Origin of the sequence: Zhongshania aquimaris, assembly GCF_019312595.1 — a bacterium.
GTDB classification, from domain to species: domain Bacteria; phylum Pseudomonadota; class Gammaproteobacteria; order Pseudomonadales; family Spongiibacteraceae; genus Spongiibacter; species Spongiibacter aquimaris.
In genome coordinates this window covers 91,717-118,190 of record NZ_JAHWDQ010000003.1, presented here as the reverse complement: position 1 = coordinate 118,190, position 26,474 = coordinate 91,717, and the positions used below count along the sequence as shown (strand labels likewise).

Genomic DNA, 26,474 nt, shown 5'->3' with positions numbered 1-26,474 from the left:
AGTATGACTATAGATCGGCAAGCGCCTTCAGGAGCTTGCCGATTTTGGTCTTAGTTTCGGTAAATTCTTCCTCTACCTCAGAATCGGCAACGATCCCACCCCCAGCCCAACCAGTAATTACCTTATCTGCACACACAAAGCTGCGGATTGTGATGTTGCTGTCCATTTTGCCGCCGCCCCCCATATAAAACACGCTACCACAGTAGATATTTCTGCGGTGAGGTTCTATCTCCCGAATAATCTCCATGGCTCTTTGCTTGGGTGCGCCGGTGATTGAGCCGCCAGGGAAGCAATTGAGTAAAGCCTTGAACGGTGTGCAGTCTGCGCGCAGCTGGCCGGATACAGTGCTTACCAAGTGGTGTACGGTGCGGAAACTTTGCAGCTCGCAGAGTTGTTCAGTATGAACGCTAGAGGCTTGGCAGCTTTTACTGAAGTCATTGCGAAGTAAATCCACGATCATTACATTCTCGGCGCGGTTTTTAGTGCTTTCTTGCAAGGCCGTAGCGAGGGCTCGATCTATTTCAGGGTCAGGATCGCGAGCCGCGGTCCCTTTAATGGGTTGAGTTTGAAGATGGCCGTCTTGGTCGGCAGAGAGAAGGCGCTCTGGCGAAAAGCTCAGTATTTGGCTGCTACCTAAATCGAGATAGGCCGAAAACGGAGCGGCGGCAGTTTCACGCAGGCCTTGGTAGGCTAACCAGGGGTCGCCTGCAAATTTTGCAGTAAAGCCGCGAGTAAGGTTGATTTGGTAGCAGTCGCCGGCGCGGATATAGTTTTGAATCCTATCAAACGCCTTGCCGTATTGTGTTCGATTTAGTGTTGATCTAAATGGCACGAGCAGCTTAAAAGCCTGCGGTTCTGGGTTTGTGTCCAGCGTCATAGCGATGAGCTTTTGAATATGCGCCAGGGTAGCGTCATTCACACCGGGCTGCGCCACCAGTTCGCACTCCTGATGACCGTGATCAACGATAATGGCCCATGGGTAAATGCCAGCATGGAAGAGTGGGGTAGGCGGGTCGATGCTTGCCCTTTGTTTCCCGCCGATAGACTGGCTTATTTCAGCTAAATCATAGCTAAGATAGCCAATAGCGCCGCCGCAAAATGGCAGTTCCTCATTGTGACTATAGTGGTCGCAGAGCTGATTTAGTCTTTGTTCAGTCTTAATCAAAAATGTATTAATATCGTCGTAATTAATTGTATTTAAAGATATTACTTCCTCCGGTTGCGCGCAAAGAATATCGTAGCGGCCAAATTCACTGAACGGCGCTGCGCTGTCTAAGAAAACCGGGTAGGGAAGGTGCTTAAGTCTTGCAAAGAGGTCGCAGCTGTCCCGATGATACGGTAATGATATGCGACGAAGGCTAGCCATTTGATATTGCTCAGGGTTCAAATAAGCGCTGTGGATTGGGGCCGATTTTACGTGCTATGAGTCTGAAAAATCTAGTGTTTTATTGAATGGAGGCCCTACTTCGAAAAGGCCGTTCGGATTGACAGAGAAGCCCAATCCCAGTAATGTTAGCCGCCGCTTTGAGAAACACCAAACCGTCAACGCACCACACAGAACGGTTATTCTCATTCATCCGCAGTTCAATATGTTAGCTGGCGTAATGCCCCTTTGAGTTTGCTCACAGTAACAGGGATCGTAAGAATCTCGTACTGAATAAACATATCAAAGAGTCAGACGCTTGCGGCATGAGCGCGGGTTACCTATTAATGCAGCTGGAACTGACAGGCATGACAAAAATAGCTACAAAACCCTCACTGGAAAACCCCTTCGAGACCAAAACAGAGCTCGAATTCACCGTTCCTGGACAAATTGATTACGATCCCGGGCTATACGAATCAGCACTTCAAGCGGGTTATGACCTACAGCAGCGGCCTCGTAAAATGGCTGGTGTAAAAGGCATACAAAAGCAGCACGAAAAGAAGCGCATGACCATATGGGAAAGGATAGAAGTCCTGGCGGATGCCGGCACTGAACCTAAAATCCTTTACCAAAACTGGGGTAAAAATTTAGATGGTGCGTCTTTAGTGACTGCCATCGTTAAAGTAGACGGTCGCGATGTAGCAATGTACGGCCATGACTTTACCGTTCGCGCTGGCTCTATGGACGCGACAAATGGTAGTAAATTGGCTAATTTATTTAAATTGGCCGGTAAGCTCGGCATTCCCTTAGTCGGCATGAATGACTCTGCAGGTGCGTACATTCCTGCTGGTGTGGGTGGCCTAGATGGCTACGCTGAAGCTTTTACCGCGTTGCGTCACATAAACGGTGTCGTGCCGTCGATTATGTGTATGTTTGGTTATAACGCGGGTGGTGGTTCATATTTGCCACGTCAAGGTTCTTTCGTTATCCAGCCAAACGAAACCTTCTTTGGTTTGACCGGCCCGGGCGTTGTTAAGTCAGTACTTGGGGAAGACGTAACAGCCGACGAGCTTGGTGGGCCTAGCGTTCACTCAAAGTCAGGGGTTACTGATTTCGTGGTGCCAGACGAAGTGGCGGCCCTGCGTAAAGTAAAAGAGTTACTTAACTACATACCCAACAATAGTGCGGAAGCGCCAGCGTTTCAGCCAACGTCTGACCCAATTACCCGCAAAACGTGGGATGTTGATCTGCTCCTGAAGAAAGCCTTCAACAGCCCCACCGGTTTTAATACCCCATTCGATATCAGCATTATCATTCAGCAGATGTGCGATCACGGCGATTTCTTTGAAATTCAGCCAGAGCGCGCTCGTAATACTGTGTGTGCGCTGGGTCGTATGGGCGGTAATGTGGTTGGTTTTGTGGCCAATAACTCTGCAGTGGCCTCCGGCCAGATTGATATAGATGCCGCTTACAAAAACGCGCGCTTTATTCGTTTCTGCAATGTTTACAACATCCCTGTGATCTTTATGGAAGACACCACGGGCTTCCTGCCTGGTAAAGAGCAAGAGGCGGGCGGTATCGTTCAAGCTGGTCGCGCTATGCTAGATGCGATCATTGATCTTCGTACCCCGCGGTTCCTCATGATTGTTCGCAACGCCTTCGGCGGTGCCTACGCAGCCTTTAACAACTACCCAACAGGTGCCGATTTTGTCTGTGCATTGCCAACAACTCGCTTGGCGGTAATGGGGCCAGCAGGGGTTGAGTACGTTTACAAAGATGAGGTTCGTAAAATTCGCTCATCCGTAAAACCAAAAATTGCGGAATTAACGGCGCAAAACTTGAAAGCGGGCATGCCTGAGTCTGAAGCCCTAAACACGGCAAAAGACGCGGTCGCTGCATGGCAGAAGCAGGAAGAGTTGCTGCTGACTCAACGCTATGAGCGCGAGCTGATGAATCCGAACGAAGCACTGAGCCTGGGATCAATTTCCCAGATCGTCATGCCCTCTGACCTTCGCAAGGTTCTGGGTGAACAGCTGGAACTACATCTCAAGGCTTACAAGCCTGAGCCTATGAGCGGGATGCAACGGGAATTCCATTAATTCCCTGAGCAGAGCCCCATGTTCCGTAATTCATTGACGCAAGACGATTCGCTAACGAGGTTATTCGACGTGCAAGCAAGCAACAATTATTACTTAAACAATCCGATGGTCCACAAAGACCGCCAACTCGCCAAATCAAATACAGCATGGACTCGAAGTTTCGCTTGTAATGATTTGAAACCATTGATAATTTGCCGTGGCCCCATTCGTAAAGAAGCCATGGATGTCTTCGATGAAATGGGCATCAATCACTACGGTATTTTGCTCTCGGAAAAAGATTCTATTACCTACACCAATGCTCTCGCTCCGGAACTGCGCACCTTGACGGATCCGGATCGTGTTCACCGTGTACCGGATTACACTGGCGCAACCAAAGAAGAGCGTATTCGTCGTATTCAGCAAATTATTAGCATTGCTTATGACAACGGATATAACGCGATTTTTGCAGGTTACGGGTTTATGTCGGAAGACGCCGAAATGGTGGAATCCATGGAAAAGGCGGGCCTGAACTTTATTGGTCCATGCTCTTTCACCCAAAAATCAGCGGGTATGAAGGACCAAGCAAAACGCACTGCTTTGGAAACTGGTGTATCTGTTACCCCCGGTGTAAACAACGCAACCAGCTTGGCCCTGTTTGCCAAGTACGGTAAAGACGGTCTAGATAAATGTGCTAAAGACAATAAGCTGAGTGTCGATTTCTCTGCCTGCAAAGACGAAGAAGAAAAGGCCCTCGCACTGTTAGCCGCATCTTACGCCGCTGGTATCGATATTATTAACGCTGCCGACATTGGACTTGCCCTGCAAGTTGAAGCTAAACGTATGTTGGCCGAAAAGCCAAACAACCGTTTCCGCCTTAAAGCGATTGCTGGTGGTGGTGGTAAAGGCCAGCGTATTCTTCAATCAGCCAATTCTTACGAAGGCGCGACCATTGAAGAAAAGCTCGATAAAGCCGTCGCAAAAGTCCCGTCTTTGGTGCAAGAGTGTTTAATTGAGTTAAAAACCAATGGTGTGGGCGACAATAAAAACGTTCTCATCGAAATGAATATCGACACAACCCGTCACCAGGAAATTCAGGTCGTGGGTAATGGCGAGTGGTGCATGACTATGGGCGGCCGCGACTGCTCACTGCAAATGCACGAGCAGAAGCTATTAGAAGTTTCGGTAACCGAAGAAGAGCTAGAAGCGGCGATTACCGTGGCTGAAGCTGCAGGTAAAAAAGAAGAAGCCGAGCAACTTAAGAAAGACCTTGTGATATTGCAACGCATGGAGCAAGAGGGCGCGGTATTCGGCGAAGCGGTTAAACTGGATTCTTTGGGCACCTTTGAATGTATAGTCGACGGTGATTCGCATTACTTCATGGAAATGAACACCCGAATTCAGGTTGAACACCGTGTTACTGAACTGTGCTACAAGCTCAAGTTCACCAACCCTGATGACTCTGGTGATTATTTCATAGCAGAAAGTCTGGTCGAAGTGATGGTGTTGTTGGCGCGTCACGGTAAGAATTTGCCAAAACCTACCCGTATCTTGCGTGAGAAAACCTCGGTAGAGGCGCGTATGAACGCCACTAACCAAGCTTTGCAACCGCATGCCGGTGGCGTGATTGAAAACTGGTCAAACGCGATTCCAGGTGAAATTCGCGACGACCAAGGTATTTCTACCCACAACCCCGATACCGATGTATTCATGAAATACCACCTTGCCGGTGCGTATGACTCGAATATCGCCTTATTGCTTACCACTGGCGACACCCGCTTGAGCAGCTACCAGCGTTTGGCGGAAATTCTCCGTCGCACTGAATTGCGCGGTAAAGACTTGGCGACAAATCTGGAATTCCACTACGGTTTGGTGCATTGGTTTATCGGCAATGGCATCAACGCGCGCCCCTCTACGCGTTTTATCGTGCCGTATTTAACCGCGGTAGGTTTGCTGAAAGAACAAGCTAACCAAATAGATTTAGACGTTGCGTATGCAGAAATTCGCCAGCGCTATGTTAGCGAGGCCGGTGAAAATGCCGCCGCGTGGGCAGAAGCACTAGATGCCAAAAAGTTGCTGATCATTCGTCCGCTTGAGCGTTTGTTCGCTGAACCGCACTACATGGCGGGTTGGTTGAGCATGAACAAGGACAGTCTGAGTATTGAAAACGGCAAAATTAAATGGGCGGTCAATCCCATTGAGCTGTTAGACAAGCTCTACCACTACTTAAATATGGACTATGAAACGGGCAAGCCTGCTCGCTACATGATCTGGGATCACGATCACGAGATTCTAAGTTCAGCGGTGAGTTTCTATAAAACGCTGAACGAGAAAGTGACTGCGGCAGATTTCCCCGCGCTAGAAGCACTGCTGGCGTCTGATAAAGCACCAAAAGGTTTTAGTGCCGACGAGTGGGCAGCGGTGCGCGGTGCACATGCCGGCTACTTTGCGGGCAGCGAAGTTATGTCAGTCTTGGCGTATATCGCTGATAAAACTGGCTTCTGTGAGCTGAGTGTCAATGCAGATCTGAGTATTACTATTCCAGATCGTTTGACTGACGAAGCCCTGCAAAAACGTATGGCTAAAATTCTGGTACCACCACCAGCGGCGAAGTCTGACGAAGTCTTGGCAGCCAGTGGCGGCATGTTCTATCCCCGCGAAGCACCAGGTATGGACGTGTTTGTGAATGCTGGAGACCACTTTGAAGCCGGCGATACGCTATACATTGTTGAAGTGATGAAAATGTTCAACAAAGTAATCGCTCCCTTCGCAGGCACGATCGATAAGGTCTTGATTGACGGTGACGGTGTGATTATTAAGAAAGGTCAGCCTTTGTTCAAAATCATTCCAGACGAAAAGATTGTTATGGAAACCCCTGAGGAAATTGCTGAGGCCCGTCGCGCTAAAACAATCGAGTTTTTAGCGACCCTTAAGTAAATGCCATGAGCCGGCGGCATTGCGCTGCCGGCTACTCAGACAATTAGGAGTATTCAGATGATTACTGGACTTGATCATATTGCCGTCGCGGTTCCCGATTTAGACAAAGCCATCAAGCGCTTTTTAGAAGATTTTGGCCTGACATACGAGGGCACCGAAGACGTTGAAACGGCGAAAACCTCTACCGCATTTTTCCCCCTTAAATCTACCAGCATTGAGTTAGTTAGCCCATTGCGGGGCGAAGGCCCGATAGCCAAATATCTTGAGAAAAAACCCGGTGGCCTACATCATCTGTGTTTTAGTACCGACGATATCGTGGCTGATGTGGCGCGCTTAAAGGCACTTGGCTATCAATTCCTTAGCGACGCGCCTTCCCTTGGCGCGCACAATTGCCAAGTGATCTTTATTCATCCTAAATCCTGTGATGGCGTGCTCATCGAGTTAAGCCAGCCGGGAGATGATCACCACTAATTTAGATAGATGCCACGTATCAGGTGGTGATACATATAAGCGGCACGATAATGTTTTAACAGGGAAGTGTTGAATGAAAACGCTTCCCGAAACACTGACTCTCATTGAAAACTGACAGGTACAAGTATGGCTGATTACAAAGCTCCCGAGACTTCCGTAGACGAGTGGAAGGCAATGGCGAACAAAACCCTCGCCAAAGGCAAGCAGACCCTCGATGATTTAGTGTGGCACACTCCCGAAGGCATTGACGTCAAGCCGTTGTACACCAAGGAAGATATCCAGGATCTGCCATATACAAATACTTTGCCTGGGGTAGAGCCCTTTATTCGCGGCCCGCAACCCACCATGTATGCTGGCCGTCCCTGGACGATCCGTCAGTACGCGGGGTTCTCGACCGCAGAAGAATCCAATGCGTTTTATCGCAAAGCGCTAGCGGCAGGTGGCCAGGGCGTGTCAGTTGCGTTTGACTTGGCAACTCACCGTGGTTACGACTCAGACCATCCGCGTGTTACTGGCGACGTCGGCAAGGCCGGTGTGGCGATCGACTCTGTTGAAGACATGAAAGTGCTATTCAACGAAATCCCGCTGGATAAAGTCTCTGTTTCTATGACCATGAACGGCGCTGTATTACCGGTTCTAGCTGGGTATATCGTAGCTGCAGAAGAGCAGGGCGTGGGTCAGGATCAGCTGTCAGGCACGATCCAAAACGATATCCTGAAAGAATTCATGGTGCGGAATACCTATATTTACCCACCGCTGCCCTCAATGAAAATTATCGGCGATATCATTGCTTACGCCTCTGACAATATGCCGAAATTCAACACTATTTCGATTTCGGGCTACCACATTCAAGAAGCCGGCGCCGATGCCGCGCTTGAGCTGGCGTATACGCTCGCTGACGGTAAAGAGTATATCCGCACGGCGATTGCTGCCGGCTTGGATATCGACAAATTCGCGGGCCGCCTGTCTTTCTTCTGGGGCATTGGCATGAATTTCTATATGGAAATCGCCAAAATGCGTGCCGCGCGTTTGTTGTGGTCTAAAATTGTGAGTGAGTTTGAGCCTAAAAACTCGCGCTCAAAAATGCTGCGTACCCACAGCCAAACCTCGGGCTGGTCGCTGACCGAACAGGACCCCTATAACAACATCGTTCGTACCACGATTGAAGCGATGGCAGCGGTATTTGGCGGTACTCAGTCGCTACACACCAACGCATTGGACGAGGCGATAGCACTGCCAACCCAGTTCTCTTCGCGTATTGCACGTAATACTCAGTTAATCATTCAAGAAGAAACCGGTATCACCAAGGTTGTTGATCCTTGGGGTGGTTCGTACATGATGGAATCGCTAACCAAAGACATCGCCGACCGCGCTTGGGAACTGATCCAAGAAGTAGAAGAAAAGGGCGGCATGGCCAAGGCGATCGAAACCGGTTTGCCTAAGCTGCGTATCGAAGAATCTGCGGCCCGCAAGCAAGCTCGTATTGACCGCGGCGAAGACGTGATCGTCGGCGTAAACAAATACACCTTGGCCGAAGAAGACGACGTCGAGGTTTTAGACATCGACAACAATGCGGTGCGTGAATCGCAAGTCGCGGCGCTAGCGCGGATTCGTGCAGAGCGTGACGAAGCTGCGGTTGAAGATGCCTTGGAAGCTATTTACCAGTGTGCAGTAACGGGTGAGGGCAATTTGCTGGATCTCGCGGTAAAAGCAACCCGATTGCGCGCAACGGTTGGGGAGATTTCCTTCGCGATGGAACGTGAATTCGGCCGCTTTAATGCACAGGCACAAACGGTGTCTGGCGTTTACGGCAGCGCTTATCAGGATGACGAAAACTGGCAGGGCATTACCAAAGATATCGAAGAGTTCAGCGAGAAACACGGTCGTCGCCCACGCATGTTGGTTTGTAAAATGGGCCAAGACGGTCACGATCGCGGCGCCAAAGTTATTGCAACCGCCTTTGCTGACGTCGGCTTTGATATCGACTTATCGCCTATGTTCTCAACACCAGAAGAAGTCGCCAAGCAGGCTGTGGAAAACGACGTGCACGTAGTTGGTGTATCTTCACAGGCGGCGGGTCATAAAACCCTGATTCCAGAATTAATCGCAGAGCTTAAGAAAGTCGGCGCAGATGACATCATCGTTATCGCGGGCGGGGTTATTCCACGTCAAGACTATGACTTCTTAACCCAAGCTGGTGTGAAAGGTATTTTTGGTCCTGGTACCAAAATCCCACTAGCCGCACGGGGTGTGTTGGATGCTGTGAATGAGGCGTATAAGGGCTAATAACGGAAGACGCTTTACGGGAGACGGAAAACGCTACTAGTGCGGTTTTGCGTTTCCCGTCTTCCATTTAGCGTAGTGCAATTATGGCTATAGACATCCAAGCTCTCCAAGCCGGTAACTCCCGCGCTCTCGCCAAGGCCATCACCTTAGTCGAGAGTAAACGCGTGGAACACCGCAGCGAAGCGCAATTACTCTTAGAACAGCTTCTTCCCGCGACCGGGAATAGTATTCGTATTGGCATTACCGGTATCCCTGGGGTGGGTAAATCCACGTTTATAGAAGCCTTTGGTTTGTATTTATTAAGCCAGGGCAAGCGTGTTGCGGTATTGGCAGTTGACCCGAGTTCACCCATCGCGGGTGGATCTATTTTGGGTGATAAAACCCGAATGGAATTGCTATCGCGGAGTAAAGACGCGTTTATTCGTCCGTCGCCATCAGAGGGTTCGCTTGGCGGTGTTGCGCAGAAAACCCGTGAAACCATGTTGCTCTGTGAAGCGGCAGGTTATGACGTGATTTTGGTGGAAACCGTGGGTGTCGGTCAGTCTGAATATGAAGTCGCCAGCATGGTCGATTTCTTTATGGTACTGATGTTGCCCAATGCCGGTGATGAATTGCAGGGCATTAAAAAAGGCATTATTGAACTTGCGGATGCGTTGGTTATTAATAAGGCTGACGGCGAAAGTATCAATCTCGCTCAGCAAACTCGACGTCACTACGAAAATGCCTTGCATCTCCTGCGGCAGAACAGCTTCTGGACGCCACAGGTAATGAGTTGTTCGGCTTTGAAAAACGAAAATATCGAAGCGATATGGGGCATGATTAGTGGCTTTAAAATTGATGCCACTAAAAATGGTTCCTTGCAGGAAAAACGCTCGCGCCAGGCCCGTGAGTGGATGAACAAACTGCTACATGAAATGCTTGATATGAAGCTCAAGCAGAATCCCGAAGTCAAAGTGCTGCTACCTGAACTTAATAAAAAGGTGACGGAAGGTGAAACCACACCGTATCTCGCGGCAATGCAATTGATTAATCTTTTGTTTAAGCCGGAAGCCTGATAAATGAGTGGTAAGGCGCTAGACGATTTTATTGCTAAATACCTGCCAACTGCCCAACACATGCAAATTCGTGTTGAGAACTACGACGGCAGTAGTCTGCGATTACACGCGCCATTGGCGCCCAGCATTAATGACAAACTCACTGCCTTTGGCGGCAGCATTTATGTGGTGGCGGTAATGGCGTGCTGGGGCATGGTCTATATGCGCTGCGTGGATTACGGGCTTGATCCTGACATCGTCGTTGCTGAGGCCTCCATTGAGTACCTTCGTCCGGTGACCGGAGACATTGTCGCCAGCTCAATTGCGACAGATGAAAAGCATTGGGAACATTTTTTCGATCGCTTTGATGAGCGGGGTAAAGCGAAAATAGATCTTCAGTCCGAAATCATCGTCGATGGCGAGGTTGCGGTTCGCTTTAAAGGGCTATACGCCATTGTCGGCGTGAAGTAACTCATTTAGCGGTTCGCTTTTATACCTTCTATCAACGCTATCACTTCGGGTATTTCTTTCGCTGTGTAGATTGGCGTTGAACAGCGTTGGTCATTGCATACAAATGCGGCTGACTTGGCCAATTCTGGATACTCTACATCGTGGTTAATCAATTCGCCCTCGCTGCGATCCCACCATTCAATGCGTCGGTAGCTTTGATAGTTCGCGAGCGCTGCACTGAATAGTGCGGCCGCGTTAGTATCGGATTTTGGGCCAACGATGACGAGGTGAAGCGGATCGCGATTTAGCTCCGCATCAGCTAGTAAAATTCCCGCTTCAGTATAACGACTGGCAATCACTGCACTGTTAGTTAGGTAAGCCATAGCCTTGTCTGCGAGAGTTTTATCTATGGCACGGCCGCTGTAGTGATGCAGTGTATTGAGTACACGGGCCGCTAAAATATTTTCTTCCAAGTCGACGTAGGGCGCCAAAGGATCGCTTTTGTCGATACTGGCTGCAGCTAGACCGGCGAGCTCGCTGGAGAATATATTTTCACGGATAGTGTCCGCCGTGGCGATGGCCTGTTTAAGCCATTTTCTGTCTGCGCTTATCTCATATAAATCAGTCAATGCAGCGACTGCACTAATATTATCAGCCAAGAATAATTTACTGTCAGCATGGCTATTGTTGTCACTATTGCCATGGTTGAAACCACCGTCTTTGCGTTGGCGGCTGGCTAACAACCACTCCCCAATAGCCAGTGCTTCGGTTTTGATGGCTATATTATTTGTGGCGCTGTAAAGCCGCGTTAGCGCCGAAATCAAACTCGCATTTTCCTTTGTGTAGCGATGTTCGTCGACACGTGGAATACCCAAGGCAAGGCGTTGTTTATCTTTCAGTGCAAAGTAATTTGCGCTCTTTTGCCCCTGAATTAAATCGGCATCTTGGCTGGTGTAATAGCCACCATTTGGTGCCTTTAAAAACCGATTCAGATAGATAAGGGTGTTTTCTGCTGCCGTTTTGTACGTTTGGTTTTGGTTAGCTGCGTAAGCTTGCGCATAAAGCCTAATATGGCGGGTTTGGGTGCGCATAATTTTCTCATAATGCGGATGATCCCAATCCCCGTGGGTAGAGTATTGATAAAAACCAAACCATTCCGGGTCTTCTAGCTTTAGCGCTGCGGTTAAGGTTTTATTGGCTCGGGCCAACTCGCTATTATCTCCGGCCATCCCACTCAAAAGGGCGTACTCAACCGAGTCGGGGTCGATAAACTTCATGGCGATAGCAAGACTGCCAGACTTAGCGTCAAAGCTACTTTTGTGCATCGCGATTAGCGTAGCTTTATCATCGACCGTTAAACTGCTGCGCGGATTTGTAATGCTAATCGCACCGACGACTCTCTCTGGCGATGGGTCGCGGACAATGGCTAAAAGCAGTGCGGTCATTGATTCGGGCGGGATATAGCCGGCCCGTTTAACTATTTCTACGCCGTCGCTATTGTAAAAAATGGTGGCGGGCCATCCCCAGGCCCGGTAGCGTGCAGCAATTTCCGGGTTGGCGTCGTGATCAACTTTTATCGCAATGTAGTTTTTAGCAATTGCGGCGGCGACAGCAGGATTGGCGTAGGTCTTTTGATCCATGACGTGACACCAATGGCACCACACGGCTTCTACATTCAAAATGATATGTTTGCCGCTTTTCTTTGCCTCGCTAAAAACCTGCGGGCTCCAGTCTCGCCAAGAAATAATGGCGTTGTCTGCTGCGTGCACCGGAATGGCAAAATGCAGCATTGCTAAGAGAATCAAGCTCGGGATTTTGTAGGTGTACAACATACGAAGCTCCAGTGTCTATAGAGCTTATACGGGGAGTAAGACGCGACAGATGTATTCTATTTACTGCGGTATAAAAACGCCTCTAGTTCTGCCCGCTGGGCGATGCCATCTCGATAGCCAAGATCGATAAGTTTGCCGCAGTACTCGGGGGTGAACAGCAGGTAGGAGGCGATACTCACGCCGCCACCACTATTGCCAGTGCTGCCGGTGCGCCGCAGAAACATTCGCAGGGAGCGGGGGAGTTCATTTACATGTTCGTCGGCAATTCTGTCGATATCTTCACTGGGGCTGATAACCAAGCAGTCGATAGGAAGCAGTTCTTTACCCATCATGCCGCGGTCTTCGTCTGGAATAATTCGAACTAGCTCATTAATTCGCTCTAGCCGCTCGATATCCGTTTCTATGCTATCAATAAAAGCGCTATTTAAAAGATGACCAATGATTTGGCCAAATCCCGGCGATTTAATTGCTTGTGGCAGCTTTGGATATTGTCGTTTATGTCCGTTGGCAGGTATAACCAGTACCCGATTGGCTCCTAAATGGATAACAGGACTTATGGGTGTTAATTGCCGCAAAGCGCCATCACCGTAATAGTTGCGACCCAATTTTGCAGGAGGAAAGATAGTGGGAATAGCGGTTGATGCCATCAAATGTTGTATTTGTATTGGCGTTGCTAGGCCTTGCCGCCGCCAGCGCTGCCAGCCAGCGTATTGCGGGCCGCCCTGGAAAAAAGTCTCAGACACGCCCTGGGTATAATTCATGGCGGTGAGGCACAAGGCGTCCAAATCGCCATTTAAAATATTGCGGCCAATATTTTCAAAGCTGAGATGTTGTTCCAGAATTTCCCGAAGAGGACTGTTGTCTAGCAAGGCAACAGGCTTGGTAGCTGATGAACCCCCACTAAATAGAGAGATGGCAAGTCGTATAGCGTTTCTTAATACCCCTAAAAAATCAGCGCGATAGATTTTATCGGTCGTTAAATCTCGCCATAGTATTTCAAGCTTTTCAACGGTCCCGGCAAAATGGTGAGCGCCGGCAGCCAGTGACACAGCGTTTATACCGCCTGCTGACGTTCCTGCAAGAATTGGAAAGGGGTTACCCGGGCGTCGGCCATGGATTTCAGACAGCGCTTTTAATACCCCGACTTGATACGCTGCACGTGCGCCACCGCCGGGCAAAACCATAGCGGTATTTGAGCGATAACTATACTCAATGTCAGCGTTGTCGGTATTCACAGTTTCATTGATTTCCATTTTACTCACTAGCGCTTGTGCCCGCGCAAACCTGTGTCAAGTAGTACTCGCGTGGCGATTTCTTCGACTGATGCGTGAGTAATATCGAGATAGGGAATGCCAAAACGCTTAAACATGGCTTCTGCTTGTCGCAGCTCATCTTCACATTGCCGAAGCGAGGCGTAGCGGGTATCTGGCCGGCGTTCACTACGGATGGCAGACAGACGCTCAGCCTCAATGGTTAGGCCAAACAGGCGGCTGCGATGATCGAGTAAGGCCTTTGGTAAACGGTCGCTTTCCATATCTTCATCGGTTATTGGATAATTGGCCACAAAGATCCCTGATTGCATGGCGAGGTATAAGCAGGTGGGCGTTTTACCGCTGCGAGATACGCCTATCAAGATCACTTCAGCCTGATCGTAACGATTAAGCCGCGCGCCATCGTCATTGTCTAGTGCGTAGTTAACCGCATCTATTCGGTGTTTATACAGACGGTCTTTGTCTGCATTTTGGACACGACCGACCGTACGCGAGGGCTTTTCACCAAAGGCTGTTTCAAGCTGGCTGATGAAGGTGCCAAGCACATCGACAATAAAGCCCTTGCTGGTGGCAATAATCGCGCGTAGATTTTCATCCACCAAGGTATCGAAGACGATGGGCTGAACGCCACAGTCCTCCGCAGCACGATTGATTTTCTCAACCGCAGAGCGCGCTTTTTCAGCGTTATCAACGTAGGGAACAATGATGTGTTCAAACTGCTGGTTTTCGAATTGCGCTAAAACACTGCTACCGAGGGTCTCGGCGGTAATGCCGGTACTGTCAGATATAAAAAAGGCCGGACGAATCATGTAGTTTTTTTACCTAAAGCACTGAGTTTTTCGACGGGAATTTCCAAGTAACTTACTTTAGTATAGCCCGTGTTAATTTCTTGCACCCTTATAACCGTTATGCGGTCGCTTTGTAAAATGGGAGATTGAACGTGTCTGAATACGTAATCTGGTTTAACGACCTTGGAATGAATGATGTCGACCGTGTTGGCGGCAAAAATGCGTCCCTGGGCGAAATGATAAGCCAGCTCTCGCAAGTCGGCGTGACAGTACCTGGCGGCTTTGCGACCACTGCAGACGCCTTTCGCGATTTTCTCCAACAAAGCGGCTTGAATGATCGTATTATCGCTGAGTTAGATGGTTTTGATATCGATGATGTTAAAAACCTCGCTGTCGTTGGTAAAAAGATCCGTCAGTGGATAGTAGAAACGCCGTTTCCCTCTGCATTAAATGCTGCTGTAGTCGATGCCTACGCGAAACTGGTTGATGGCAATGAAGCCATGTCATTTGCGGTGCGCTCGTCGGCAACCGCTGAGGACTTGCCAGATGCCTCATTTGCCGGACAACAAGAAACCTTCCTAAATATTCGCGGCCTCGACAATATCATGATCGCGATAAAGGAAGTCTTTGCCTCTTTGTACAATGACCGCGCGATTGCCTACCGTGTACACCAGGGGTTTGAGCACGCTGATGTGGCTCTGTCTGCGGGTATCCAGCGCATGGTGCGCTCAGATACCGGCGCTGCCGGTGTCATGTTCTCTATGGATACTGAATCTGGCTTCGACGGCGTAGTATTTATTACCGCGTCTTATGGCTTGGGTGAGACTGTTGTACAAGGTGCTGTTAACCCAGATGAATTTTACGTACACAAAGCAACGTTAGAAAAAGATCGTCGCGGTGTGTTGCGCCGCAATCTCGGTAGCAAGATGATCAAAATGGTTTACGGCAGCGATGCCAGTGCCGGCAAATCCGTCGAAACAGTAGATGTCAGCGAAGATGATCGCAATCGCTTTTGCTTAAATGACGAAGAAGTACTCGGTCTTGCCAAACAGGCGATGACCATCGAAAAACACTATGGCCGTCCTATGGACATCGAGTGGGCCAAAGATGGCGACGACGGCAAATTGTATATCGTTCAGGCGCGTCCAGAGACAGTTAAGAGTCGCGAATCGACGACCTTGATGGAGCGTTACCTCTTAAAAGAAAAGGGCGCAGTATTATGTGAAGGGCGCTCGATTGGGCAGCGTATCGGTGCAGGTCCGGTGCGTGTGATTGGCGACATCAGCGAAATGGATCAGGTACAGCAGGGCGATGTTCTGGTTACTGATATGACTGATCCGGACTGGGAGCCGGTCATGAAGCGCGCTTCTGCGATTGTCACAAATCGCGGCGGTCGTACTTGTCACGCAGCTATCATTGCCCGTGAACTGGGTATTCCTGCTGTCGTTGGCTGTGGCGACGCGACAGAGTTATTGAAAGACGGAACGCCTGTGACGGTATCTTGTGCCGAAGGCGACACCGGCATGGTGTACGAAGGTATTCTGGACTTTGATATTAATCGCAACAAACTGGATGCAATGCCAGAACTACCTTTTAAAGTCATGATGAACGTCGGCAACCCGGATCGCGCGTTTGACTTCCAAGGTTATCCAAACGCCGGAGTCGGTTTAGCGCGTTTGGAATTCATTATCAACCGCATGATTGGCGTTCACCCTAAGGCGCTGATTAATTACGACGATATTCCCCGCGACGTGCAGGCGGCCGTAAAGCGCCGTATTGCAGGCTACGCTAGCCCAGTCGAGTTCTACGTAGAAAAACTGGTAGAGGGTATTTCAACCATCGCCAGTGCTTTCTATCCGAAGCGCGTCATAGTACGGATGTCTGATTTTAAATCAAACGAATACGCTCACCTTATCGGTGGTAGCTTGTATGAGCCATCGGAAGAGAACCCCATGCTGGGTTTCCGCGGTGCATCACGCTATATCTCTGACTCTTTCCGTGAGTGCTTTGAACTGGAGTGCCGCGCGCTTAAAAAAGTCCGCAATGATATGGACCTCACCAATGTGGAAATCATGGTGCCATTCGTGCGTACCGTCGGCGAAGCCAAGCAAGTTATCGAGTTATTGGAAGCCAATGGCTTGAAGCGCGGCGAGAATGGCCTGCGTGTGGTAATGATGTGTGAATTGCCGGCAAATGCATTATTAGCGGAACAATTCCTACAATACTTTGATGGTTTTTCTATCGGCTCAAACGACTTAACCCAGCTTACTCTAGGTCTTGATAGGGATTCAGGTCTGATTGCGCATCTTTTTGATGAGCGCAATGACGCCGTAAAAGCGCTGCTTAAAATGGCCATTGATGCCTGTAAAAAACACGGCAAATATATTGGTATTTGCGGACAGGGCCCGTCAGATCACCCTGATTTTGCGCAGTGGTTAATGGAACAGGGCATAGATAGCGTTTCGCTAAATCCAGACTCGGTATTAGAGACTTGGCTATTCTTGGCGGAAAAGCTAAACGCCTGATATTTAAGTTTTATCGTAAATATCACTCCCGCACTGATTGGGGAGAATACAAAAGGCCGCTTTGCGGCCTTTTTCCCTCTGACGGCTCACCGGGTTATGCTTGTAATAGCGTTTTTAATTGCTTTTCTAATTGCTTAATTCGATTCGACATTTCATCTAGCTGAGTGTAGCGAACAGAGTTCCTGCGCCATTTTTTGACGTCCTGCATCGGTGGAGTAGACGCAAAAACACCGGCTTCTGTATTGCCTTTGGTGACAATGGTGCCTCCATGGAAATGACTATTATCGGCAATGCTGATGTGACCATTGATAGCGACAGCGCCGGCAACAGTGCAGTTTTCACCGATGACCGCGCTACCTGCAATTCCGACGCACCCTGCGATCGCCGAACGCTTACCAATTTTGACGTTGTGGGCGATGTGGACGAGATTGTCGATGATGACGCCGTCTTGAATAATGGTATCGCCCAGCGCGCCGCGGTCAATTGAGCAGTTAGAGCCAATTTCAACATTGTTGCCGATTATGACACCGCCCAATTGGTGGATTTTCCGCCACCCGTCGCGGCTAGGTGCAAAACCAAAACCATCAGAACCAATAACTGTACCGCTGTGAATAATACAGCCGCTACCCACAGTTACGCCGTGATATAGCACTGCATTAGCGTGAATCAAGGTGTTATCGCCAATGCTGGTGCGATCACCCACTGATACTCCCGAATAAACGCGAACGCCGCTTCCTATGCGCACGTGCTCCCCAATGACGCAATTGGCGCCGATGGCGGCAGAGGGATCAATTTCTGCACTTTGGGAGACAACAGCTGAAGGGTGGATACCTAAGGCCAATGTCGATAAAGATTCAAACAAGGCGGATATTTTCGCGTACGCTAGGTAGGTATTGTTAACGACAAGTTTATTGCCTTGGTATTGCTCAGCAAAATCAGCGTTGAGAATAACTGCCCCTGTGGCTGATGTCGCCAAATGTTGCGTGTAAGATTCTTGATTGATAAACGAGAGTTCCGTCGAGGTCGCGCATTGTAAGTCCGCAACGCCGGAGATCATATGATCTGCATTGCCGACTAACTCCGCATCAAGGTAAACCGCTAGCTCAGACAAACTTCTCGGTGTATTGCCCATATTATTTCTCCGTCGATGCCTAGTTTATTAATTAGATTTAGTTTTTAGGTGGGGGACTGCAGGCCTAAATCGCAGTAGTAACTGCGTGCAATTAGGGCATCGAATCCATTAAAAAAACGCGTTAACCGACGATTGGACAACCTTGCTAGCATTTTACGCGTAGCACAGCCTATTTGTACTAAACTATTTTTGTGGAAGTTCTAGTCAGTGTGTACGGCTGACCTGGGTGTAGGGAAATATAAAACCGATTTTGTTCCGTATTGCGCTTCTGCTCATCGCTGAATATATGATTTCGCGGACTAATATACATCGTAAGATAGCCGAGGCACGAACGGTTCAGGGAGTTTATCGTAGGCAGTAACACCGTCAAAATGCTGGGGGCGAGCACGGTGCTAGTTTGGATTCTGAGCTAGCCTGATAAGGCTATTAAACATGGCAGATCTGGAGATCGATTTTTTCCGTGCGCTGTTATTGGCAAGGCGCCAGGAAATTCTGGCACTTAACGATGCACGGCACACGTCACAGCAAACCGTAGCGCTTGATCACTCTAGGGTCGGGCGTTTGTCGCTCATGGATGCCCTGCGCAGGCCATGGAGCACGCCACCCAGTGCAATACCGATCTCATTCTGCTGGAAATTGAAGCTGCGCTACATCGCTGTGACGAGGGGAATTTTAAGCTTTGCTGTGAATGCGATGAACCGATCGGTGAAACGCGTCTGCACATTGGCCCATCCAGCCGCAAGTGCATCGCGTGCGCCCAACATGAGAAATAAGGCCTGGCAATAGGGATCCTGTTTTTAAATCGCCTTGCCAGTCCTGGCGGGTATCACATATCGCGGATTCTGGACTCAGGCATCGTTGCAATAAATTTACCTCACTATTTTGCGCTATATTAATAGAGCCGAAATACAGGTCTTTGATTTAAGTCATACCACTTCGCTAATAGTAGAGTACAGTCTTAGTACTTCTGCAAATTTAAATGACGTGTGATTCTGTAGCTTGGGTTGAGCGGTAGCGACAAATTTGTATGAAACAAAATTGGGCAGCTCTGCTGGCCGTGAGGCCGAGGCGCGGACGCGCCGAGTCATACCCAACAAGCGATGGTAGAGCGTCTCGCCATGTTGGGTTTGATAAACCCCTTCGGGGCGCCCTGACGGGCGTCCAGCGTGAAGGCATGTAGTTCCTCAACCCAAGCTACGAACTTTGGCATTCCGCAACATCAATTTGAAAGAGTCTAAGGGATGTTCGACATGAGAGGTATTTAGATGAGCGATGTTAGCCATATTGTTTGTCCCCACTGCTTTGCTAACAACCGGCTACCCAGCGACCGCCTGGGTAGTTCACCAAGCTGCGGAAAATGCAAAAAGCCATTATTTACTGGTCAGGTGGCAACACTGTCGGCGAATAGCTTTCAAGCAATGATTGAGCGCAATGAAATACCCGTCATTGTCGATTTTTGGGCGCCATGGTGCGGCCCTTGCAAATCGATGGCTCCCGCATTCGAGCAAGCGGCAAAGGTATTGGAGCCGAACGTTCGCTTGGCAAAAATCAATATTGACTCTGAGCAAGCCATCGCCAATCGTTTTAATATTCAGAGTATTCCTACCATGGCATGTTTTTATCAGGGTAAGGAGGTGGCCCGCCAAAGCGGCGCTATGGATACAGCCTCAATTGTACGGTGGGCGCGAAGTGCCAGCGAAGGACTTTAATAGGCGGGAGCGATAACGTTCAGAACTTATCGATTTAGAGCAGAATCATCGCACAGCGTGGAAATCGCAAATAATGGAATTTAAAGACTACTACAAAATTTTGGGTATTGACGCCAGCTCAGATAAAAAAGCGATAAAAGTCGCCTACCGTAAACTTGCCAGGAAATATCACCCGGATGTAAGTGAGCATAAAGACGCCGAAGAAAAGTTTAAGGAAGTCACAGAAGCTTACGAAGTTTTATACGATGAAAAGAAACGTGCAGAGTACGATGAAGTTAGGGAATATGGCAGCAATGACGGCGGATTTAGGCCGCCGCCGGGATGGCGACCGGGCGCAGAACGTCAGGAAGGTTTTTCGAGCAATAGCGATTTTTCTGACTTCTTTTCGTCAATGTTTGGTCACGGTGGTCAGCAATCAGATTTTGGTAGCCGCCGTCGGCAAGCACCCAAAGGCCGGGATATAGAGACCGATCTACCGATTTTTCTGGAAGATACCCTGTCCGCTGAATCTAAAGCCATTTCATACACCATTCCGCAATACACCGCTGATGGTCGTGTTACTGAAATCACCAAGAACCTGAGCGTCAAGATTCCGGCTGGTGTGGAAGCTGGGGAGCGTATCCGCCTCAAGGGGCAGGGCGAGCCTGGCGGGCCAAATGGCGTCGATGGCGATTTGTATCTACGTATCAGGCTGGTGCCCCATCCACTATTCGATGTTGAAGGGCACAACTTGATCATTACTGTTCCTCTAGCGCCATGGGAAGCGGCGTTAGGTAGCAAGTTAGCAATGCCTACCCTCGATGGCAAAATAACCATGTCGATACCACCAAGCAGCCAAACCGGTCAGAGACTGCGAATACGTGGTAAGGGACTGGTGAAAAAGCTCCCTGTGGGTGAACGCGGTGATTTATTTGCGGTATTAAAAGTAGTGATGCCCAAAACGACAAACGATGACATTAAGAAAAAATGGCAAGACCTGGCTGAACAGGCTGCCTTTGATCCACGCTCTGAGTGGAGTGACAAATTATGAATAATACCCAACTGCATATAATGAAATTTGATGAGCTATGTCGTGTTGCGGGCCTGCCGGAACATTTCGTGCTGGAAATTGTGGAGCAGGGTATTGTTGAGCCAGATGGTGATTCCCCCGACCAATGGATATTCACGACCCAGATGGTATCTATCACCAAAAAGGCCGTGCGATTGCACCAAGATCTGGATATAGACTGGCCGGGTATTGCTTTGGCAATAAGCTTACTTGATGACCTAGAGCAACTGCGCGCAGAAAATCATCAATTGAAACAGCGATTAAATCGCTTCACTGCATGCTGAGTCACTTTATGGATAAGCTACTGCACTCATTGATGCTGCTCACGATGAAACAAGGACGTAACAGCAACGATAACAGCGCCGGCGAATAGACCGATAACGCCATTGAACAAATTTTGGCTTAGACCATTGGCAAAGGCGTTGCTGAAAATATGGACGTGAGAAATTGCAAAGCTAAGCTCCATATAGTGATCAAAGCCATGGCTTAATATGCCTCCACCCACCAAAAACATCGCCAAAGTACCAACGACCGTTAAGGTCTTCATTAAAGCGGGTGCCAACCACAGTAAAAAGTTACCGACAGACTGTGCCGCTGTATTTGCATACTTCAACATGTAAAGCCCTAGGTCATCTATCTTCACGATCAACGCGACTAAACCGTAAACCGCCACGGTAATACCAACCGCGACAACAGACAGGACCATTGCTTGCGTGGCGAAAGGTGCTTCTTGTACGGTACTTAGAGCAATTACGATAATTTCTAAGCTCAATATGAAATCAGTACGTATTGCGCCTTTGACTCGACCCTTTTCGAGTGCAAGTAAATCTGCCTCGCTGTCGTTTGCGAGCGCTCTAGCTTGGGAATGATCTTTGGGTTGGCGGTGGGCAATGGCGTGCCAGAGTTTCTCAGCACCCTCGTAGCATAAATACATACCGCCAATCATCAATACCGGTGTAACTAACCAGGGAATAAATAGGCTCGCCAATAATACCAGCGGCACGATGATGACTTTATTTACTAAGGAGCCTTTTGCTACTGCCCATACCACTGGCAATTCACGTTCAGCGCGGACATTGCCGACTTGCTCCGCATTAACCGCTAAATCATCGCCTAAAACGCCAGCCGTCTTTTTAACCGCCACTTTCGACAACACCGAAATATCATCTAATAGCGTGGCAATATCATCGAAAAGGGCTAAAAGTGAGCCTGCGGCCATTGAACATCACCTTATGTAAATAGAGTAGGGCTGATAAATAAGAGTAAAGCATACTACATCTATGAGCAGTACCTTCTCTTGATCCATTGGCCTACGGCAGGTGTCTAGGCGATGTTATGTATCCATAAGCAAATCTGAAAGTGAATGCTCCAAAAAACCAAGATTGCATAAAAAGTACTGCATCTAGTTGATGTTAGTAGCTTGCGCATATATTCACTCAAGGATAACGCTCATCTTATTTAGTTGCACAAGTCGGCTCTAAATTACTTTGGCGACCTTTCAAACGTCTACAAATAATGAAAGCAATCAGACGCTTTTGGCATTGGCGAGTAGTTAAAATTAATTGCGCGGTGGGCAGGGTGTCATGACATTACATCTCTAGATAGTAAAAACATAAAAAAGCCGATTTTGAGAGTCCAGGCTCAAAATCGGCAAGCAGATTTCATTTGTGTTCTTACCAGCGATAGGTTCCCTGCAATGCAAAGGTTCTAGGAGGGTTAGTAAAGCCATGGTGGGTGGTGGTGCCAGCAATAACCTTCTTGGCGACCGGCGTATCTATGGCGTAAAGAACGATTAGTTCGTCAGTTAAATTTTTACCTATAAGTGCTAATTCCCACTCCCCGTCGTTAGACGACAGTGAAATTCGGCCATTATATTGAATGAACGCGTCTTGTTTTACTCGGTCGTCAAGGTTGGGCGAGGGGTGATATTCATCGCTGAATATGGCGTCGAGGTTAGCCCGAACTATGAGTGAATCACTAATTTCACGCTCGTAACCAAGTAATATGTTGCCGGAATAGTCAGCGGCATACTGATTCGTTTTGCCACTGTAATCGCAGTTTATACCGTTTGGATTATCCGGCAGTTGGTCCTGAATACAGGTGCCAAACTTATGGTCCTGGAACTCGAAGTCCAAAAATGCCAGCCCAGCACCAAGAATGATGTGCTCGCTCAGGGCGATACGACCATCGAATTCTACACCTTGAGTAACGGCACCAGCGGCATTACCTACGTTGAAACCTAGCGTGCCATCAAAAACACTGACCTGTAGATTATCAAATTGGGTATAGAAAAGGGCAGAGTTCAGTTCAGCGACGCCATCGAATAGCGATGTTTTTAAGCCAATCTCATAGGAGGTCGCGCGCTCTTCTTCGAATTCAAAGCTACCTATTAACACGCGGGGATTGGCGGATGTTGCGGTCGGGTTTGTGGGTGTGGGGTCCGCACTAGGTGATGCGTTCGATCTAGCATCGTAGCCTCCAGACTTAAACCCGCGTCGCGCGGAAAAATACGCCATCGCCTCGTCGGTGACGTCCCACTGAAGGTTTAGCAGCGGTGCAAATTGAGACTCGGTGCGTTTTCCTGCCAAATCGTGGCGTTCCGCGGCGAAGGTAACGGCTGCAGCTGTGTCGGTTTCACCGATCGGTAAAATTGAGCCATCGGGTAGTCCAAATTCAAGTTTGCGACTGCCACTTTTCTTTTCGTAGGTGTAGCGCATGCCCAGAGTTAACCTCAGTGTATCGGTCATTATCCATGTGCCTTGCACAAATGTAGACGCGATAATTGAATCACTTTTAAAGTCTCGCGGTGATCTTATATCGATGAGTGAGTTGCCGGCATCGCCGATACCCAATAACTCAAATCCGGTGCTGCCATTAGCGCCGGGGTCGATATCGCCACGCGCTCCACCTTCTAAGATGTCTGCTGCGTTTATTAGCTGAGGGATAAGTGTTGATGGCAGTACGATCGAATCAAAAAAGTACAGTTCGTTATATTGGAAATAAGCGCCGGCGATAAGATCGAAGTTTTCTCCCGGTGCTGATACCCAGCGGAACTCCTGGCTGTATTGCTCGTATTCTTCTTCAAATACAACCTGGAATAACGGCGCGCCGGTAAAGTCACAGTCACATTCTTCATCGTACTGGTAGGCCATAAAGCCAGTAATCGATGTGAAGGTATTGCCATTAGAATACCAGTTCATGTTGAGGGTGATATTTTGAGTGTCGTTGTTGCTGAAATCTCCGTTGGAGGAGCGCTTGCGGTCAGCTTTAACATCCAATACCGAGTCATCGGCTTGCATGTTCAATATAGAGCCGTTGGGTTGCAGCTGTATTAGGTTGCGGACACCGGCAGGTAAAGACCCGAGGATATTTCCCAGGGCACCAAAATCAGGAAAAACGGTGTCGTTTAGGATTTCACCGTAGGTGCGGCCCGTGAATAGAAATATATCGGAATCCGAGGGGTTGTCGGTAAGAATTTCTGACTGTCTGCCGACCACGTCAAAACTCCCCATTTCCAGTTTTAATTTGGCGTCAAAATCGTTGCCGGCGTCCCACGCGAATTTTATGCGGTAGGTCGCTTCGTTTCGTTCAGCTTCATCACGATTTAATATTTGGTTTTTGACGAAACCATCAGTGTGCCTTTGGCGCATAGCAAACCGAGCAGTGAGATCGTCATTAATCGGACCGGATGCGACAAAATCGATTACTTGCTCGTTTAGATCTGGCTCGTAAGTGCCGGATACTAGAAATTCCGGCTCATGAGAGGGGGACGCGCTACTTATATTGATGGCACCAGCAATACTGTTTTTACCCAAGAGAATATTTTGCGGACCACGTAATATTTCAACCCGCTCTAAATCGAGAAAAGGTGCGCGAGCTAACTGGGCACGGCCATAGTAAATTCCGTCAACATACATACCAACCGACTGCTCAAAGCCCTGATTTTCTCCTGAGCCAATACCACGAATATAGATGTCTGTTCCGATGCTCGATTCAGTCATTGTAAAGTTTGGCACGTAAGCTTGGAGGTCTTCAATTTTAGAAAGCCCCGCTTCCATCATTTTTTCGCCACTAATGGCACTTACCGATACCGGCACATCTTGAAGGCTTTGAGCCCTTATCTGAGCGGTAACAATCACTTCCTCAAGTTGTGCGCCGTAAACGGCTACGCTGTGGAGTGTGCTGGCGCAAATAACACTTGCTAAAGACGCTTTTTTTATCATTATGAAACCTCTGTGGTGGCGCATGTCGCGGACACTTTGATCTGATTATTAGCTTGATGGCGCGCTTATCTAGACTCTGGCACTGGTATTAAAACCGTTGAAATACGTTCTTAATGTTTCGGCTTTGCGAGGATGAATATTAGCCTTACTAAAATCTCCTCGATGGTGTGCGACCACTCGAGGGTTCATAACTTTGAACCAAAGCGGTGGAAAGTACGCCAGCATCATCATTGATGCATAACCTGAAGGCAGTTGCGGGCTGTCATCAAAGTGCCGCAGTGCTTGGAAGGCGCGATTGGGGTGTGCATGATGGTCTGAATGACGTTGCAGTTGATACAGCACTAAGTTGGTAACGATATGGTTACTGTTCCATGAATGTTTTGGTAGGCAGCGTTCATATTCGCCATTGTCGCCCTGTTGGCGAAGAAGGCCGTAGTGCTCAACGTAGTTAATGACTTCCAATAAAGACGCACCTAGCATGGCTTGAATTACGAGAAACGCGAGTGCCGGCCAACCTAGGAAAAACGTGCATGTACCGAAAAGAACAACCGTCATTGCCCACGCTTGCAGAACATCATTGCGCCAATGCCAAAATCCCAGGCCTTTGCGACTAAGGCGCTTACTTTCAATATCACACGCTGAGCGCAAACTGCCGATCACGGTGCGCGGTAGAAATCGCCAAAAACTTTCACCCATTTTGGAGCTTGCGGGGTCTTCAGGTGTAGCTACTCGGCGGTGATGGCCAAAATTGTGTTCTACATAAAAATGGCCATAGGCAACAGGCGCTAGCGCCAGCTTTGCGAGGAATCGGCTAAGAGGGTCGCGCTTATGGCCCAACTCATGGCCGGTATTTATGCCGATTCCATTTACATAAGCGCAGCTGAATAAGCCGGCAATAATACCTAAGGGGCCAAGCTCCGTGCAGGCGAACCAAACGGTAATTATGGTGCCAGCGTACTGGAGTGGGATGTAGGCGTATACGATATAGCGATAGTAATTATCGTCTTCAAGCTGCTTAACTGCAGATTCCGGTGGGTTGGAGCGATCTGTTCCGATTAAGAAATCAAGTGCAGGAATGAATAAATATACGATAGCGGGTGTTAGCCACCAGCCCCATATCTGGCCAGTTTGCATAAACACAACTGCACCAATAATAGGAAATAGCGGAACCAAGAGCCCCAACGACCATAGATAGCGTTTAGGATCGTGCCATGGTGTATCACGGCTTGTATTCATTTACCATCACCCCTTATTATATTTACAAGTGTTAAGTTGAAATTTAAGGTATAACTTTACGTGTGTCAAGTTACGCTCCGTGTTATTTTTTATA

The 26,474-nt window shown here is 48.7% G+C and carries 19 protein-coding genes; 11 read left to right on the top strand and 8 right to left on the bottom strand.

Annotated features, from left to right (window positions below; genetic code table 11):
* Positions 1–7: 7 nt before the first annotated feature.
* Positions 8–1,366 (bottom strand): aminodeoxychorismate synthase component I, encoded by a 1,359-nt coding sequence (gene pabB / locus KXJ70_RS12090; protein ID WP_219043769.1) that lies wholly within the window; start codon positions 1,364–1,366, stop codon positions 8–10.
* Positions 1,367–1,731: 365 nt separating this feature from the next.
* Between pabB and KXJ70_RS12085 the strand changes: the two genes are divergently transcribed.
* From KXJ70_RS12085 to KXJ70_RS12060, 6 genes are all read left to right on the top strand, one after another.
* Positions 1,732–3,462, top strand: coding sequence for an acyl-CoA carboxylase subunit beta (locus KXJ70_RS12085; RefSeq protein WP_219043768.1), 1,731 nt, complete (start codon positions 1,732–1,734; stop codon positions 3,460–3,462).
* A gap of 18 nt (positions 3,463–3,480) precedes the next feature.
* Complete coding sequence (locus tag KXJ70_RS12080; protein WP_255558448.1) at positions 3,481–6,375, top strand: ATP-binding protein; 2,895 nt, start codon at positions 3,481–3,483, stop codon at positions 6,373–6,375.
* Between the two features lie 57 nt (positions 6,376–6,432).
* Positions 6,433–6,846 carry a methylmalonyl-CoA epimerase gene (mce, locus tag KXJ70_RS12075; RefSeq protein WP_219043767.1) on the top strand — a complete coding sequence of 138 codons (414 nt, stop codon included), beginning with the start codon at positions 6,433–6,435 and terminating at the stop codon, positions 6,844–6,846.
* Between the two features lie 126 nt (positions 6,847–6,972).
* Positions 6,973–9,132: a methylmalonyl-CoA mutase gene (gene scpA / locus KXJ70_RS12070; protein ID WP_219043766.1), complete on the top strand. Its 2,160-nt coding sequence runs from the start codon at positions 6,973–6,975 to the stop codon at positions 9,130–9,132.
* 83 nt (positions 9,133–9,215) lie between these two features.
* Complete coding sequence (gene meaB / locus KXJ70_RS12065) at positions 9,216–10,187, top strand: methylmalonyl Co-A mutase-associated GTPase MeaB (protein WP_219043765.1); 972 nt, start codon at positions 9,216–9,218, stop codon at positions 10,185–10,187.
* Positions 10,188–10,190: 3 nt separating this feature from the next.
* Entirely contained in the window at positions 10,191–10,637 is a 447-nt protein-coding gene (locus tag KXJ70_RS12060) for a YiiD C-terminal domain-containing protein (RefSeq protein WP_219043764.1), read from the top strand.
* A 5-nt stretch (positions 10,638–10,642) separates the two neighbouring features.
* Here KXJ70_RS12060 and KXJ70_RS12055 read toward each other — a convergent pair whose 3' ends face one another.
* Genes KXJ70_RS12055 through ppsR form a run of 3 tightly spaced genes read right to left on the bottom strand, consistent with a single transcriptional unit; the run spans position 10,643 to position 14,528 of the window.
* The gene (locus KXJ70_RS12055) at positions 10,643–12,448 is read right to left on the bottom strand and encodes a DUF255 domain-containing protein (protein WP_219043763.1); all 1,806 of its coding nucleotides are present in this window, start codon (positions 12,446–12,448) and stop codon (positions 10,643–10,645) included.
* A gap of 56 nt (positions 12,449–12,504) precedes the next feature.
* Complete coding sequence (locus KXJ70_RS12050; RefSeq protein WP_219043762.1) at positions 12,505–13,701, bottom strand: patatin-like phospholipase family protein; 1,197 nt, start codon at positions 13,699–13,701, stop codon at positions 12,505–12,507.
* A gap of 8 nt (positions 13,702–13,709) precedes the next feature.
* Positions 13,710–14,528, bottom strand: coding sequence for a posphoenolpyruvate synthetase regulatory kinase/phosphorylase PpsR (ppsR, locus tag KXJ70_RS12045; protein ID WP_219043761.1), 819 nt, complete (start codon positions 14,526–14,528; stop codon positions 13,710–13,712).
* 131 nt (positions 14,529–14,659) lie between these two features.
* Between ppsR and ppsA the strand changes: the two genes are divergently transcribed.
* Positions 14,660–17,032 carry a phosphoenolpyruvate synthase gene (gene ppsA, locus KXJ70_RS12040; protein WP_219043760.1) on the top strand — a complete coding sequence of 791 codons (2,373 nt, stop codon included), beginning with the start codon at positions 14,660–14,662 and terminating at the stop codon, positions 17,030–17,032.
* 94 nt (positions 17,033–17,126) lie between these two features.
* Here ppsA and lpxD read toward each other — a convergent pair whose 3' ends face one another.
* A complete protein-coding gene (gene lpxD / locus KXJ70_RS12035) occupies positions 17,127–18,164 on the bottom strand; it encodes a UDP-3-O-(3-hydroxymyristoyl)glucosamine N-acyltransferase (RefSeq protein ID WP_219043759.1) in 1,038 nt (345 codons plus the stop codon).
* A 432-nt stretch (positions 18,165–18,596) separates the two neighbouring features.
* On the opposite strand from lpxD, the gene KXJ70_RS19645 reads away from it, so the two are divergent.
* The 4 genes from KXJ70_RS19645 to KXJ70_RS12015 all read left to right on the top strand — a co-directional run bounded on the left by KXJ70_RS19645 (position 18,597) and on the right by KXJ70_RS12015 (position 21,205).
* Positions 18,597–18,950, top strand: a complete 354-nt coding sequence (locus tag KXJ70_RS19645) for a hypothetical protein (RefSeq protein ID WP_255558446.1) — start codon at positions 18,597–18,599, stop codon at positions 18,948–18,950.
* A 479-nt stretch (positions 18,951–19,429) separates the two neighbouring features.
* Positions 19,430–19,873, top strand: a complete 444-nt coding sequence (gene trxC, locus KXJ70_RS12025) for a thioredoxin TrxC (protein ID WP_219043757.1) — start codon at positions 19,430–19,432, stop codon at positions 19,871–19,873.
* 73 nt (positions 19,874–19,946) lie between these two features.
* Positions 19,947–20,903, top strand: a complete 957-nt coding sequence (locus tag KXJ70_RS12020) for a DnaJ C-terminal domain-containing protein (protein ID WP_219043756.1) — start codon at positions 19,947–19,949, stop codon at positions 20,901–20,903.
* Positions 20,900–21,205 carry a chaperone modulator CbpM gene (locus KXJ70_RS12015; protein WP_219043755.1) on the top strand — a complete coding sequence of 102 codons (306 nt, stop codon included), beginning with the start codon at positions 20,900–20,902 and terminating at the stop codon, positions 21,203–21,205. Before KXJ70_RS12020 ends, KXJ70_RS12015 begins: the two co-directional genes overlap by 4 nt.
* 26 nt (positions 21,206–21,231) lie before the next feature.
* Here the strand turns inward: KXJ70_RS12015 and KXJ70_RS12010 are convergent, their stop codons facing one another.
* The 3 genes from KXJ70_RS12010 to KXJ70_RS12000 form a co-directional block, all read right to left on the bottom strand.
* The gene (locus KXJ70_RS12010) at positions 21,232–22,140 is read right to left on the bottom strand and encodes a DUF808 domain-containing protein (protein ID WP_219043754.1); all 909 of its coding nucleotides are present in this window, start codon (positions 22,138–22,140) and stop codon (positions 21,232–21,234) included.
* A gap of 454 nt (positions 22,141–22,594) precedes the next feature.
* On the bottom strand, positions 22,595–25,144 hold the full coding sequence (locus tag KXJ70_RS12005; RefSeq protein WP_219043753.1) for a TonB-dependent receptor: 2,550 nt from the start codon (positions 25,142–25,144) through the stop codon (positions 22,595–22,597).
* Positions 25,145–25,213: 69 nt separating this feature from the next.
* Positions 25,214–26,380, bottom strand: a complete 1,167-nt coding sequence (locus KXJ70_RS12000; protein WP_219043752.1) for an alkane 1-monooxygenase — start codon at positions 26,378–26,380, stop codon at positions 25,214–25,216.
* Positions 26,381–26,474 lie beyond the last annotated feature (94 nt).

Bases quoted from the DNA above. Each gene is read 5' to 3' on its own strand.
- pabB (WP_219043769.1), bottom strand. From the start codon at position 1,366: ATGGCTAGCCTTCGTCGCATATCATTACCGTATCATCGGGACAGCTGC.
- KXJ70_RS12085 (WP_219043768.1), top strand. From the start codon at position 1,732: ATGACAAAAATAGCTACAAAACCCTCACTGGAAAACCCCTTCGAGACC.
- KXJ70_RS12080 (WP_255558448.1), top strand. From the start codon at position 3,481: ATGTTCCGTAATTCATTGACGCAAGACGATTCGCTAACGAGGTTATTC.
- mce (WP_219043767.1), top strand. From the start codon at position 6,433: ATGATTACTGGACTTGATCATATTGCCGTCGCGGTTCCCGATTTAGAC.
- scpA (WP_219043766.1), top strand. From the start codon at position 6,973: ATGGCTGATTACAAAGCTCCCGAGACTTCCGTAGACGAGTGGAAGGCA.
- meaB (WP_219043765.1), top strand. From the start codon at position 9,216: ATGGCTATAGACATCCAAGCTCTCCAAGCCGGTAACTCCCGCGCTCTC.
- KXJ70_RS12060 (WP_219043764.1), top strand. From the start codon at position 10,191: ATGAGTGGTAAGGCGCTAGACGATTTTATTGCTAAATACCTGCCAACT.
- KXJ70_RS12055 (WP_219043763.1), bottom strand. From the start codon at position 12,448: ATGTTGTACACCTACAAAATCCCGAGCTTGATTCTCTTAGCAATGCTG.
- KXJ70_RS12050 (WP_219043762.1), bottom strand. From the start codon at position 13,701: ATGGAAATCAATGAAACTGTGAATACCGACAACGCTGACATTGAGTAT.
- ppsR (WP_219043761.1), bottom strand. From the start codon at position 14,528: ATGATTCGTCCGGCCTTTTTTATATCTGACAGTACCGGCATTACCGCC.
- lpxD (WP_219043759.1), bottom strand. From the start codon at position 18,164: ATGGGCAATACACCGAGAAGTTTGTCTGAGCTAGCGGTTTACCTTGAT.
- KXJ70_RS19645 (WP_255558446.1), top strand. From the start codon at position 18,597: ATGGCAGATCTGGAGATCGATTTTTTCCGTGCGCTGTTATTGGCAAGG.
- trxC (WP_219043757.1), top strand. From the start codon at position 19,430: ATGAGCGATGTTAGCCATATTGTTTGTCCCCACTGCTTTGCTAACAAC.
- KXJ70_RS12020 (WP_219043756.1), top strand. From the start codon at position 19,947: ATGGAATTTAAAGACTACTACAAAATTTTGGGTATTGACGCCAGCTCA.
- KXJ70_RS12015 (WP_219043755.1), top strand. From the start codon at position 20,900: ATGAATAATACCCAACTGCATATAATGAAATTTGATGAGCTATGTCGT.
- KXJ70_RS12010 (WP_219043754.1), bottom strand. From the start codon at position 22,140: ATGGCCGCAGGCTCACTTTTAGCCCTTTTCGATGATATTGCCACGCTA.
- KXJ70_RS12005 (WP_219043753.1), bottom strand. From the start codon at position 25,144: ATGATAAAAAAAGCGTCTTTAGCAAGTGTTATTTGCGCCAGCACACTC.
- KXJ70_RS12000 (WP_219043752.1), bottom strand. From the start codon at position 26,380: ATGAATACAAGCCGTGATACACCATGGCACGATCCTAAACGCTATCTA.